The following is a 14,290-nucleotide window of genomic DNA, read 5'->3' on the forward strand; positions in this document are numbered from 1 at the left end:
ATCCCGTGGTGATAGGATTTGTCAGCACAAGGTCAAAAATACTACAAAGTCAATGACACTAAAACAGAAATGGACGCAGCAACCTTTATTGATAAAAGCAGGACTTATGTACCAGTGAGATTCTTGGGTAACTCCCTAGGGGTAGAAAACGAAAATATCTCCTATGACGGTTCAAACGTAGTTCTCATTAAAGATGTTAAATCCCTAGGATTAAAGATCGGTGATAACCAGTTAACTGTTGACGGTAAAGCTACTGCAAAAATGGATGTAGTACCGATTATTAAAGAAGGTCGAACTTACCTACCCGCACGGTTTGTGGCTGAGGCTTTTGGTTATCAAGTTGATTGGGATGCGGATACAGAGATGGTAAGGGTATTCTCCAATGGAGTACAGTTAAAGCCAGAGATTGTGTATCGGGTTGAAAAATACCTGGGTGCGGAAATGACGTATTATGTGGATAGTATGGACAGTAAATACAACCATTGGAAATATGGTTCAAGGAGAGACAATTTTATTATTAGCACGGGTGACAATGATAAAGAAGACATTTCTGAACTCTCTATTGGTGTTTTTGAATATGCTACAGAGGAAGATATTCTGAAATCCTATGCCGTTATGTGGGGATTATATCCAAACAACCCTGAGATAGTTCAAAAAACGCAGTCAATCTTAGTTAAAAAACGTCAACAAAATGATTATGACGAAAAGAATGAATTTGTTGTTAATAACCAAAGGATCTGGGTAAATACATGGTGGAATGATGACACCCAACTTTATGACATTATTATTTTTAAAAGGGGAAAGTAGGCACACAATTGCGTGTGTCTTTTATTTTTGAGGGGGAATGTAAAAAGTGAGAAAAAAGATTATTGCAATCTCATTAGTCTTAGTAATATCTGTTGGTATCGGGGTGGGGGTTAAGTATTACAAAAATACTGAATCTGTTCAAACAAAAGAAGAATCTACGGTTGTGTCCAACAAAAAGCAAGAATTAGAAATAATGAAATATCAAGGTGACGTATTAGATGTTAAGCCAAATCAAATCACAATCAAGACCAAAGATAAAGCAATCACCTATACAACAGATAAAAATACAATTATCCAAGAGGGAACCACCCTGCTTAGCAATCCCGATGGGAAAGGAAACATAGAAGTAGACCTTACAACCTGTTTAAAATTAGGAATGAAAGTAAACATATTAGCCCAAGAAGACAAAGTCTTTAATGTTCAATGGGAGCAACTGTCTTTACAAAAATCATAATCTCATAGAGAAGCCGAAGTAATAAAAAATCTCGGTTGATGGGAGTGGAAGTAGATACGATATATCTTAGAGCTATAAGCCGGGGATTCCCTGGATTTTGTCTTTAATGAACAAAAGCAAACATATTAGTCTTATAAAAATACTGTTTTAGCTCAATAGTAAAAATATTTAAAAAAATCACCTCTAATATATTGTAATTATTACCAATTTATTGTATAATACAATTAAAGGTACATATAAATGTACAATATAGAGGTGAATTACAATGGAGCCAAAACTACTTAATGTTTCTGAGATTAGAAAAAATTTTAAAGAAGTAATTTCAGAAGTAGTTGAAACCAAAATACCCATTCTCATTATTCAACGATCAAAACCGGTTGCTTATTTAGTTGATGCTGAAACCTTTAATAACTTAAAACAACAAAACAAAGGATAAAATATGCGTGGAATTAGGTTTTAAGGAAAGGAGTGATAGGATGCTTAAAAAATTAGCTATTGGAGCGTTGACTACGGCCCTGGTAATGTCCCCGGTACAGCCGGAACTAAAACTGATTAAACCGTCTGCTCAAGCAATACAGGCCCAAAACAAAGCGACATTTGTTGTTGGGGCAGCCTATTATTCAGTGAACGGGGAAACCCAACAAATGGATGCAAAAACCTATATTGATCCTGCTTCGGGCAGAACAATGGTTCCAGTTCGTTATCTAGCTAAGGCATGTGGGGTAAACGATACAAAGATTGCCTACATCAATGGGGCAATTGGATTAACCTTTGATGATACCTCAATTACCTTGGCGGCTGATAATAAGACCATTGTGGTCAATAACCAGTCAAAAGAAATGGACGTAGCCCCTGTAGTAAAGAATGGCAGAACCTACCTGCCAGCCCGATGGGTAGCAGAGGGTTTTGGTTACACGGTGGGTTTTGATAGCAAGAATCAAGCTGTGCTGGTATATCCACCCGGAACTGAGGCACCGACTGTTCCTCAAAAGCCAGTTATTGATTTGACTGATAAGGGAACGGAAAATGCCAAAGCTTTAGGTTTTACTTTTGTGGAAAGTTTGGTAAAGAAAAACATATCAGATTTAGATTCACAATCTTTTAAAATTAACAATGATACCATCACTAACATGGAAGTGACCGAAAAAGGTATTTTCGTATCGCAGATTAATGACGATGGTGTAGCACCAGGTGGTGTAGGTGTACGGTTAATTCAACACGATAACTCAACAAAGGACGACACATATTGGGGAATAAATTCCTTTGCACCACCTTCTACCGAGGTACGAAAGATGTGGTACCCTTTATACCTTAGTAATAACCCTGTAGCAGAACACCTAGATGATATTCGTAAAATAAAATACATTTGGATAGAAGACAATGTCCAGGTTATTCAATTTGATAACCCACTCTATAGGGGGTATTAATATAATGAGAAAAATTAATAGGTTGTTAATGAGGAGTATAAGTTTACTTCTCATTTTTTCTTTTTTCCTTAATTTGACTCAGTTCGTACCCAGTGCTGAAGCCACCCAGGAAAAAGTAATATGTACTTACATCGGATCTGGCTATTCTGCCACATGGAAAGTCGATGGTCAGTTTTATGCCGATTTTGGTCAAGGGATTGCCAAAGTAACTCTTGGGGGCAATTACCATAGCTCTCCCTTTACCTTTGCGGCACCGGTTCCATCATCTACATTCAGCCAGTATTATAAAGTACGTGCTGTTGCCATGACGCTTAGTGACAGCGACATGAAAACATATATGAATGCACTCAGTGATAACCAAACACACGGTTTCACTAAAGTAATTAAGAATCTTAATAACTACCAAAATTATTATAATTATTATTTAGGATTTGAAGCTGATAACTGTAATACGATGCCTACTCAGACTGTGATGAATAGTGACTATAGCGTAACAACCCAGTGGCAATTTGATCTTGGACCAATGGGTAATATGAGTGGGGGAAATAAAAAAGCTATCGACTTAATAACTAACAACACTGGCTTTAATGTTAAAAATTACTACACCCCTACGTGGGAGAGTGCCGCGAACTATGCTGAGGCAACCGAAGCCTATTTATGGTCTTTGCCGATTGTTATAACCTGGTATGGCACCCCTAAGAGTAAACATGACTTGCAATTTACCGAAAACAAGCCGCAGCTTTCAGGTGGCATAGTTCCTGGAAAAACGGTAACAGGCAGTATAGGCATTAAAAACCTCTCAAGTTGGCCAACAATTTCGGAATATACAAAGTTAAGAGTATATACCTGGCAGGAAGGAGCGAGTAAACCAGATTTTCACAACACATATCCTGTCTCCCTAGACGGTCTTAGTGAAGATCGTTTTAATTTTAGCTTTCAAGTACCACCTAAGCCTTTTAAGTTAATCCTTACTGCGAATATTGATATGGCCTCTGGTAGCCAAGTAAACGAATTTTTACAGGTTACTACCGACAGTGGCCCCTTATCTAAACCAGAAGAAGAATACATTCTTAACAAAGTCGAGGTTCCTCTAGCACCAGTAGATGAAAATGACAATACTCAACCAGCTAACCTGGCAGTAACATCAGTCCAACTATATAACTCTTCGGGTTCCCCAGTCTCTGGAACAATAAAAGAAGGTCAAAGCTACAAAGTTAAAGTCACTTATAGTTCCTCTTTTGATGTCTCTGGTTATGCTGAACTTGGCCTTTACTACAAAGACAGCTTGGGGAATGTGAAACGGATCGGGGACAACCCCTTGCGGCAGTTTTCCCCTAACGGAGTAGAAGAAAAAGAGTGGAGCTTTAATGCCAGTTCAGGTAAGGGAAAATTAATAGCTGTTATAAATTTAAAATGGCTGGAAGGAGAAAAGTTTGAAAATCAATTATTTGAGGGACAGACTGAGACTACATACTCTGACAATATAAAGGAGGTATCCACCACAGTATCAGACGGTCCCCTTGAGCCACCTCCACCAGGGAGTATCAATCAACCATTGTACTACCATCCAGTTGTAACAAAAATGTTTCCGGTGTACAAAACAGTTACAGAAACAACCTTCATCCCAGAGGTAAAAAAAGTACGGTTTATTAAAGACAAAGAAAAATACCAAGTAAGGACCCGCATTATTCGTTAAAGGGGGTTTAAAAGAATGAAGCAACCTAGGATAATACTCCTTTTTATTATCTTTATATTGCTTTTTATATTTACTTCAACAGCTTCTGGTGATGAAGAGGAAAAGCAATGGGCCACTCTAGTTGATAACACACAAGTTTATGGGTATTGGAAGGATATTGATGGATCTTGGATATTAATAGAATGTAACCCTGCTGATAATAAGGAAACAGGCTATGCTTTTATAAACTCTGGTAGATATGAGACAACAGAAAAAGAAGTAGTTGACAGTTATGAATATGTAACAAAGGAAGATTTCGAACAGGTTACAAAGCTTGCACCTGTAAATGTAGATAAGGTTTTTGCACCAAATATGCCAATAGGACATAAATTTGACTCTCAATATTATGCTGAGACAGCGGAAGTAAGAAATATAACCACCTCTCAGGTTACATGGCCTGGTAGTAAATTAGCCCAGATTGTTCCCACAGATGATCCAAAACGCTGGTTAATAGTGGCCAGCGTTACCAACCCTAATCCATTTTCAGTAAAGGCTCAGGTTGAAGTAAATATAAATACTGGTAGAAGTTCCTCTATAGGATTTAATAAAGAAATAACATTTCAAGCAAACGAAACTAGATATATAAAGTTAAACGATAAAACTCAAACTGAATTATTTGAACGGAAGGGAAAATGGGATGATGGTTGGCATGATGGTTGGTCGAATGCTTGGATATCTACCTCTATTAAAGAGAATTTAGATCCACGATTGCCAAAAGATCTAAAGCCTAACTATGGGTGGCTAGATGATTGGTATGGATTAGACTATAATCTTAACGATCCAGTTGTATTTAATGCTAATTCGCAATATAGGTTTGAGGTTTTTCATTCTGCTGGTAAGGTGGATAACTGGTGGCGAATGAAAGGATTAGTAAAATACACCGAGGATGGTTGGCAGGTTATATGTAAGGAAATTGACAAGCCAGAGTATGAAACGACCGCCATTAATACAATGAAAAGTTGGGTAGAATCTGTATCACCCGATTTTCCTACTTTAAGGGATGATGACGACAATCCTCTTCTAATTGATGGGACATATGAGTGGCAAGGTACGTATACCCAGTTAGAGAGATTTTATCCCGATGGAGCTATGTTATCCAACAATTCATCAACATGGGAGTGGGATCAGACAGGACCTGTCATAGTTGGATATAACTACAATTACACAAATCTTGATCAATACGAGCAAAGTTGGGATGATCGACCTAGCCCTGTTTTAGATGATCCAAGCATTGTTGGTTGGCATAAGGACAGATTACCAATAATTGAGAAAGAACCGATATTTATTCCAATATATGATTTTATCTCCCAAGAAGATCCTGATATTGGGTACTTAGAAAAAAACTACCTGCCGGGCTATTTCATTACGGATGATGATGTTCCGGTACCTAAATTTAACCACACTGTTTCATACGTAGGCTGTAATATTTCTGGCAACACATATACTTTTACCTATGATGTCAAAATTGAGGGGGTTAATAACTCTCCTTATGATTGCGTATTTAGTTCTACTACCGACAATAATCTAAAATTTTATTTACCAACTGTTAGTTACTTAAAGAATTATATGCAAGAACATAATAATACCTACCAGAAAAATGGGGTTCACTATTACAATGAGCCTGAGATTAGTGACCCAAGTTATGATGTAGTTGATACAGGTATCACTTCCGTAGAGATACCCAAGAACTCCATTGTTACGGTTTATAATCAACGAAGAACAGTTACCTTTATATTAAATGAGGCAAATTCTACTGGGCTAGATAACGAGAATTTTAGTCACTTTTTTACTGATTCCCGTGAAGCTTCATTTGTGTCTAACTTGTACGAATTTATGTTTATACCAGATGAAAATCTTCTAGGTATTGCAAAGTCTGCCATGGGATATGAAAAATTTATGTGGGACAACGGTAGTTATAAGGGAGATAATAGCTCTTACTATGGAAGCAGCTATGGCATACCTGTAATATCAGCAATACACAGGGGATTTTCAATGCTTCCAACAGATCAACTATATGGTCTTATTACTCAATCGACCAAAAGACATTCTATATACTTTCCAAACTCAGATACAAATGTCATCAATAGTAATTTCTGGCCAGTGGCATCTGGATTTGATACAAAGGATGTTGGATCGAGTAATATGAACTATAAGGATTTGTACTATAATGAGTATTTCATATCTTATCATCGTGACTGGTCAGATAGGTTATAAGTTGACAAGGCTTCCGCAAACAGCGGAGGCTTTCAACTTTTTCAGTATACCCCTAGGTTAAATTCTTAAAATAAATGGAGGAGATATGATTATGGTAAAAATCATAAGAAACACGGTATTATTATTTTCTGTCCTTTTGTTTATATTTTTTGCAAAGGTTAACGACTCCGAAGCCGTTGTGATACCCGTAGGATCTGAAACAATAGATTCAAATTATTATGTATCTACATATTGGGAAGATTTACCTATATATACTTATAATGCACCAGATGGTTGTAATATAAAAGAATTTCATATAACAGTTTCTACTGTGGATAGGGAATCGGCAGATATTGATTATATGTATGTGTATGCTAATGGAATTTATATTGGTCAGATTGGTGATTGTTCTGACGATAATATCGGTACAGTTGTCTATTTTCCCCGAACGTTTAATTATTCTTGTATATCTCCAGTAACATCAATACAAATAATTGCAAACACTGGTCGCGGAAATTATTTTAGATTTTCGGGAAGTATAACTCTTAGTGCCGATATTGCAGATCAATTAACTGTTACCCAAGCAAAGGACGCAGCGGATGCAGCATATTGGCAAGCAGCTTGGGCATCAGGGGTTGTAACAAATGGAGTAGATGGAAATGGTAAATCTTTATCAGCAACATATGACCTAGCATACTCTGCTAATACAAATGCATCCGTCGCTAAAACCTCTGCTGATGGGGCTAAAACTTCTGCTGATGCAGCCAAAACGCAGGCTATCACCGCAGTTAACGAGTTACAGAATACCACCTACGGGTTAAGTAAGATCAAAACCGATACTGCGAGTGCCGTTACACAGGCTACCTCCGCTAACACCCAGGCAACTTCAGCAAATACGCAGGCTACGACCGCAGCCAGTAAAGCTACCACAGCAGTTAATGAACTCCAGGGCACAACGTATGGGTTGAACAAAATTAAAACCGATACTGCTTCTGCTGTTACTCAGGCAACCGCAGCTAATACTAATGCCAGCAATGCGATTACAGCGGCCAACAACGCTAAAGCTAGTGCGGATACTGCTTCAACCAGGACTCAAACGGCAATAAATGAGCTTCAGAGCACCACCTATGGGTTGAACAAAATTAAAACCGATACAGCTAGTGCCGTTACACAAGCCACATCTGCCAACACCAATGCTAGTAATGCAGCAACTAGGTCATTGAATAACTACAACATATTAAATGACAGTACAAAGGGCCTAACCAAAACCTACGATATAGCTAATAATGCCAATACAAATGCTTCCACTGCTGCTGTCAGAGTCTGGGATGCTACCGAGAATAAGTCTGCAGCTACCATAGCTAAAGAAGCTAGGGATAAAGCTAACACAGCAGTTACTCAAACTTTATTTAACGGTAAATCCGCCGCAGAATGGGCTGCCATTGCAGCAACCAACACCGGGGATAACCTTGCACCGGATTTAGAGTGTTCTTGGCAGGGGGGTGCTACAATAACTAATGCTTCCCGTCAAGCTACCTTGATGGTTTCTGTTTCGGATAATATATCTGCTCCAGCAAATATAACTCGGGCCTACTCTTTAGATGGAACAACTTACACCATTTTTACAGGCAACACGGTAACGATCACATTTCCGATGAGCCCGAAATACAGGACAGTTTATGTAAAGGCCACTGATGAAGCCGGTAAAGAAACGGTAAAAACGCTAAATATATTTGTTCAATAACCGTTTAAACCCGATTTGAGGAATTTAAGAAGTAACCATAGTTCAGATTGGTGATATTTATTGGTTTAAGGTATATTATCCAGCAACAGGTGAAACTAAAACCCGACCAGTTGTGATTATTGACATAGAAGATGGACAAGTTATACTGCAGCAATCACAGGATCTTCTATAAGAAAGCTTTGATGATCGGTACGACAAATGGCAAGTACCGATTTTTCATTGGGCTGCTGCAGGACTTTTAAAGCCATCCTATGTTAAGGCCAACTGCTTAGCTAAAGTCGATGTCACAGCTTTTAAGAGACTTTTCCAATATCAAAAAACAAATAGAAGAATTCCTTGATTCAGATGAAAACCCTTGGTAGGTAACTATTTTCTTTTTGTTCTAATGTAAAAAGAAGTGGGAACAAAATTATGAAAGTCATGTCCACCCTTTAGGTTGGGCTTTTTTTCTGCCTAAGTGCTTAGGACTTGTCAATTACGGTGATAGCTTGTGAGGAACCACGCAGGTAGCCGTTACTTTGACTGAATGGTTTTCCCAAAGGAGAGATATTGTATTGAGGTACGAAGTGTTGAAGTGCTTTATTTATGCTTTTGCAGTAAGCGTAATTATTATGGGTGGTTTTTCATTATACAAATCGACCCTATTAACGATTAACCAAAACAATAATTTTTATTACCCATCAATTTTTTCTGGGGTATTAATCCTAACAGGCATCTACTTGTTGTATATGAAAAAAACTAAAGTGCTATTTTGTATAGTAATAGTACATTTGTTTTTAACTTTAGTTACATTTATGGTTGTAAGAACAGGATTAGTAAATAGCCTTTCCCCGGGGATTAGTTTTATGACAATATTTATTTCGTTAACATATTTGTTAATTCTTGTAATAACGTTACCAATTGGTTTGGTGTTATATGGTTTTAAAAATATTATTAATAGGTAAAATTAGACACGGAAATATTGATCAAATCTGTAAAAAGAGACATTAAATATTTGAGTAAGGGTAGAATAACAGTAGTATTAGCCATACATAGAGAAATAGAAAGGGCTATTGATGCATATCTATTCTTTAGAAAAAAGGATAATATAAAATTCAGGAAACTTAATAATGAAATTAATATATTAATATCCCTAGACCATGATTGAGACATAGTTGCATTTGATAAGTTCCATAAATTTAACAGCAGTTGTAATAAATCGGAAGGAATGGACAGCAGTTCTAGAAGTGAACCATGAAAAATACTTCGATAAAAATCAGGTGCAGGTAAATTCAATTGTGGATTCAGATTTATCAATACTGAATAATATATTTCAGCCAAATCCTGTAGAATAAGACCAAAAAAATTGACGTATAGAAAAACAGCAAAAGAAATTATAATGGATTTAAGGTTACTAACTGTTTCAGAAACGTGGTTATGGTACATAATTAAAATCTCCTTGTCCCTAAAAATAATACAAAATATTAGGCATTGTTTTTCAAATACCTTTATCAAATGAACCCAGCACTGCCCTCTGCGGCAGTGCTATTTTTTTATAACGAAATTCCAAAACCCTCTGGAGGTGATTTTAAATTAATACTGCAGTACTAAAGAAGATCCCACTTAAAACCATATTTGTTGCCTTGGTGGGCATAGGGGTAACGGTAGGATCCATAGGGCAGTTGCAAACATGGGTGGACACCCATCAAGAAAAGGTAAAAGTCCCTGTGGTAATGCAAAAGGTCCCCCAATATTCCATCATAGGACCAGGTATGATCGAAATGCAGGATAAGCTAAAACTAGCTACCGATCCTTATGCAATAAAAACTCTACAGGAAATTGAGGGGAAAGTAGCTGTAACTGATCTTATCCCCGGGGAACAAATTCGCTCGGATAAGCTGGCTAATACAGATATTCTTTTACAGCCAGGGGAGGCATTTGTAACGGTTAGAATTGAAAAACCGGAACAGGCTTTGGCAGGACAGATAAGAGCAAACTCAATAGTAAATGTAATGTGGACAGCAGGACCCAATAGTCCATCATCCATATTAGCTGAAAAAGCCCGGGTAATGACCTTACTTGATGAAGGATTAAAGCCGGTACATACTGCTAGCATATTTCAAGGCGTAGTGACCAATGCCGCCGAACAGGCTCCTATAGCTAAGTATGTCATGCTTAAGGTGAAGGAAAGGGAGAGTTACGAATTTACAAGACCCCTAACCGGAGGTTTTATCCTGCTTTCTGAAGTCTCCAAGGGGGTGCAAACACCTATTTCGTCTGCACCAAACGGTGAGAATTCCTCAACCCAACAAGGGAACCAACCGACTGACAGCCAGAATAACAGTCCTGGGATAAATCCAAATATTAGTAACCAGTCCAACAAGTGCTATTATCTACCCGTTTAGTCCCGGATGCTATGAAATATATAACGGATAGCACTGGTGATTTTCTTGTTCTTCTCTGCTTTTTATCAATGATTATTAATATTGTCACGGATAAACTTTGGAGTTCTGTGGAGGGTTAGATATGGTAGAGATAGGAAAGGTGCTATTAGTCACTGGTTCATTAGGCCTTGGTATTGCTGCAGTTGCAGTCTCTTCTGAGGTAGCAAATGTAGCAGAACGTATCTATGAAAAACTCAATGGACATATTCATTTGAAAAAACTTAGAAGGATTGAACAACAGCGTGCGGACCCCATCAAATACTTGCAGGGTTTGAAAGATAAAGCTTTAAAGCAACGTGAGACAATACAGGTTTTTACTGTAGCTATGGCTTTAGGTATATTTGGCCTTTGGATTGCCCCCATGTTTAAGTCACTGGGTCTGCAGGGGGGACAAGCCTGGGCTTTTTATTATACTCCTGGTATATAAAGCAACACGAGAAGGGGGTGAGATTAAAGTAGAGAATGCCTATTTAAAAAAGTTGAGAGCCTTAGTCCAGGAATAAAAAACGCATCTAAAGCAGTTAAGGCAGTAGCTGTCTATGGGCTAAGGCACCAATTCAAAATAACTCATTTGTGCAAAATTACAGGTATTTCCAAATAAACATTTTACTACCAATTAAAACATAACAGCATGGACAAGTATAAAATTGCTAAAAAACGTATTCAAGCCATTTATGCTAAGCATAAAGGCAGATATGGCTATCGAAGAATTACAGCAGCTCTACATAGTGAAGGATTAAACATCAACCATAAGACCGTGTATCGGCTTATGAAGGAAATGGAACTAATGTCAAACGTTCGGATAAAAAAGTATCGTTCCTATAAAGGCTCCGTCGGAAAAATTGCTCCTAATCTGCTCGAACGCAACTTCCAGGCCGATCGCCCCAGTCATAAGTGGGTCACCGATGTTACAGAGTTCAAAATCCATGGTCATAAAATATATCTATCGCCTATTCTTGACCTGTTCAACGGTGAAATTATCAGTTATTCCATTTATGAACGACCTGTCATGCAGATGGTGACAACTATGTTGGAAGACGCTTTAAATGGTCTTCCTGATAATACGGGGATTATCTTGCACTCTGACCAAGGCTGGCACTACCAGATGCCACAATATCGTAAGATGTTGCTCGATAAAGGTATTCATCAAAGTATGGTAAAGGTAACTGTCTTGATAATGCTGTCATGGAGAATTTCTTTGGCCATCTAAAGTCAGAATTGCTATACAACAATTTCTTTTTGTCCAAGGAGGACTTCATTGAATCATTACAAGAGTATTTAAACTATTACAATAATGAACGGATTAAGAAAAAGCTAGGTTATTTAAGTCCTGTTGATTACAGAAACCGGTTTGAAGCGGCTTAATAGTTTACCACCAAAAAATATTTCTAAAAAATGGGGCAAATTCAAAGTGGTCAACTTTTATGTTAGCACTACTAATTATTTCGGTTATTGAAAAGAAGCAGTTTTACCTCAATTTGTCCATACCAGTTATGCACTATTTTTTTACCAGCATGCTTTAAAATAAGTCTTTCAAAAGAAGTCGCTTATCTGCAGATTATCAAAATCAAACAACCCAACCCAATATTACCTATCCCAGTAAAACAGATGAATTTGTTTGGAAAATTAATTATTTGTAAGTTCTGACGATGAATGTATAATTGAGTGGAAGGAATATTTTAATAAAAAAATATTCAGAGATTTTATCTTATGTCTTTATAGTAATTAGAACTGACTGGTATTTAATTCCCGTATCACTATATATACAACCTTAAGAACAATAATGTTAGTAAAATCGAAACGATTGATAAATCTTATGTATCATTTGGCTAAATGTTTTTTGATAAGGCAATATTTTTTATCTCAGAATTTCAGTTTGTATTAATTATAGGGGGAGTAATATGGGTGAGTTTGTTGAAAATGGAGAAGTAAATTATTTTAACCTGTGCCTTGAGTTAAAGGAGACAGGATTGTTCTATGATATGTTTGAGCATGATGGTGTTGAAATTTTTTATAAAGGTCAATCTGATGAACAAATAAAAAAAGAATTATTTAACCAGATTGATGACTACATGAAGATATGTATTGAAGCCTCAAAAGAAACTGATGATCTAGATGTCGTTTATTTTGCTTCTGTTAGTCTTATTTATATTTGCTGTAATACATACCCGGGTGGTGATCAAAAATATATCAAGTTTGATGAATTATATGAATATTTAGTTTGTTTGCTAAAACGAAATGATATTCAAATAGATGAATTGGCTCTTAGGTTGTTAAGTAATGGTATGTTCGATTGCTTAAGTTATGATTGGTTTAAATATAATAATGGGGTTAGCCTGCATTATAATGCTTTAGAAAGTTGTCCTTCAACTTGGGTTACAAAACTAGTAAAACTTTTTTATAATTTAAATGGACTATTTGGTTATGGAATTCCAAGTTTTCATGAATTAGAAAATGGTATAAATTCATGGTATTTGTTAATGTATAACTATTTAGATTCCTTGCCACATAGTCTTTATCGATATATTTGGCATTACTCTGAGGAATTGGCCGATAGGAAGGAACGTGTAGTTGGATTTCAAAAGGACGATACAATGGTGCAAATGGATTCTTCCATCGGTATGCTAGGGGTTAGAGATATTCATGTAATACCAATGTTAACTAAATATACAGATCATGTATATCGAGATGACATGAGGGAGTATAGATTTTTTACTGATTATAAGGGATTTGCACAGTACTATAACCTTTTAATAGAACAAATTAACCAAAGATATTGTCTAAATTTAGAGAATGGTAAAGAAAATTTTGAAAGAATTATAAAGCAAATTAACCCCCAGTATGGTGAAAAATTATGTACCTTTATTGAAAAATTAGAGAACTCAAATACTAAAGATTACAAAGAAGTTCCATATCGTGTGAGGTCATACTTTTACTCTGCGGAATCTCTCTATCAAGTTATGAAAGAGGCCAATATAAAATCAGATATAGAAGTATCTTTTATGTGTATAAACTACATTAAAGGTATAGAAACATTTTTGGCTGACTCTATCAAAGTAATTTTAGATTCTCAAAACATTGATTTTACTGATCTTAAATATAGTCGAGGTTCAATTAAAAGTTTAGAGAAACTTGAATGTGCTTCATTAGTATACCTAATCACTGAAAATAAAGACGATCTTACAAATGTACATAATGATTGGGGTTATATTAAACATTATAATAACAATTCAAAGCTTGGTGGGTTTGCCGGAGAGTTTAATAGGGAATGGGTTCAGAAAATTAGGAACGGAAAAATGCATAAATCCCCCGTCTTAGTTAATTACCCAATTAAAGATGCACCTGAGGGTGTTAGAATAGCTACTTATAAATATCTAACTGAAATTTTTTCAAAATTAAAAATAAATGTTTAAAACAATTAGCGGAACTTACAATGCCTTGGGCACAATATCTTACTTTAATAAGCTCAAAAAATAAGAAAGAGCATTTTATGTTTTATAAAGTTAT

General features: G+C 36.4%; 11 protein-coding genes and 1 pseudogene. All 12 read left to right on the forward strand.

From position 1 onward, the window contains the following. The first annotated feature begins 18 nt into the window (after positions 1 to 18). The 12 genes and pseudogenes from ACYQ03_RS05535 to ACYQ03_RS05590 all read left to right on the forward strand — a co-directional run bounded on the left by ACYQ03_RS05535 (position 19) and on the right by ACYQ03_RS05590 (position 14,196). The gene (locus tag ACYQ03_RS05535; protein ID WP_459908230.1) at positions 19 to 807 is read left to right on the forward strand and encodes a copper amine oxidase N-terminal domain-containing protein; all 789 of its coding nucleotides are present in this window, start codon (positions 19 to 21) and stop codon (positions 805 to 807) included. Between the two features lie 46 nt (positions 808 to 853). Next, a complete protein-coding gene (locus ACYQ03_RS05540; RefSeq protein WP_459908232.1) occupies positions 854 to 1,261 on the forward strand; it encodes a hypothetical protein in 408 nt (135 codons plus the stop codon). Positions 1,262 to 1,526: 265 nt separating this feature from the next. Continuing rightward, entirely contained in the window at positions 1,527 to 1,697 is a 171-nt protein-coding gene (locus tag ACYQ03_RS05545; protein WP_459908234.1) for a type II toxin-antitoxin system Phd/YefM family antitoxin, read from the forward strand. Between the two features lie 40 nt (positions 1,698 to 1,737). Next, on the forward strand, positions 1,738 to 2,688 hold the full coding sequence (locus tag ACYQ03_RS05550; protein ID WP_459908236.1) for a stalk domain-containing protein: 951 nt from the start codon (positions 1,738 to 1,740) through the stop codon (positions 2,686 to 2,688). A 4-nt stretch (positions 2,689 to 2,692) separates the two neighbouring features. Beyond that, positions 2,693 to 4,384 carry a hypothetical protein gene (locus ACYQ03_RS05555; RefSeq protein ID WP_459908237.1) on the forward strand — a complete coding sequence of 564 codons (1,692 nt, stop codon included), beginning with the start codon at positions 2,693 to 2,695 and terminating at the stop codon, positions 4,382 to 4,384. A gap of 15 nt (positions 4,385 to 4,399) precedes the next feature. Next, complete coding sequence (locus ACYQ03_RS05560; protein ID WP_459908238.1) at positions 4,400 to 6,637, forward strand: hypothetical protein; 2,238 nt, start codon at positions 4,400 to 4,402, stop codon at positions 6,635 to 6,637. A gap of 91 nt (positions 6,638 to 6,728) precedes the next feature. Then, entirely contained in the window at positions 6,729 to 8,360 is a 1,632-nt protein-coding gene (locus ACYQ03_RS05565; protein WP_459908240.1) for an autotransporter outer membrane beta-barrel domain-containing protein, read from the forward strand. Between the two features lie 1,661 nt (positions 8,361 to 10,021). After that, a complete protein-coding gene (locus tag ACYQ03_RS05570) occupies positions 10,022 to 10,744 on the forward strand; it encodes a CpaB family protein (RefSeq protein ID WP_459908242.1) in 723 nt (240 codons plus the stop codon). A 121-nt stretch (positions 10,745 to 10,865) separates the two neighbouring features. Next, entirely contained in the window at positions 10,866 to 11,210 is a 345-nt protein-coding gene (locus tag ACYQ03_RS05575; protein ID WP_459908243.1) for a hypothetical protein, read from the forward strand. 186 nt (positions 11,211 to 11,396) lie between these two features. Next, positions 11,397 to 11,993 (forward strand): annotated as a pseudogene (locus ACYQ03_RS05580) (IS3 family transposase); the annotation flags it as partial. Further along, positions 11,969 to 12,148, forward strand: coding sequence for an IS3 family transposase (locus ACYQ03_RS05585; RefSeq protein WP_459908245.1), 180 nt, complete (start codon positions 11,969 to 11,971; stop codon positions 12,146 to 12,148). The pseudogene ACYQ03_RS05580 and the gene ACYQ03_RS05585, both read left to right, overlap by 25 nt. 536 nt (positions 12,149 to 12,684) lie before the next feature. Next, positions 12,685 to 14,196 carry a hypothetical protein gene (locus tag ACYQ03_RS05590; protein ID WP_459908247.1) on the forward strand — a complete coding sequence of 504 codons (1,512 nt, stop codon included), beginning with the start codon at positions 12,685 to 12,687 and terminating at the stop codon, positions 14,194 to 14,196. Positions 14,197 to 14,290: the final 94 nt, after the last annotated feature.

Source organism: Desulfotomaculum defluvii, from assembly GCF_054657375.1.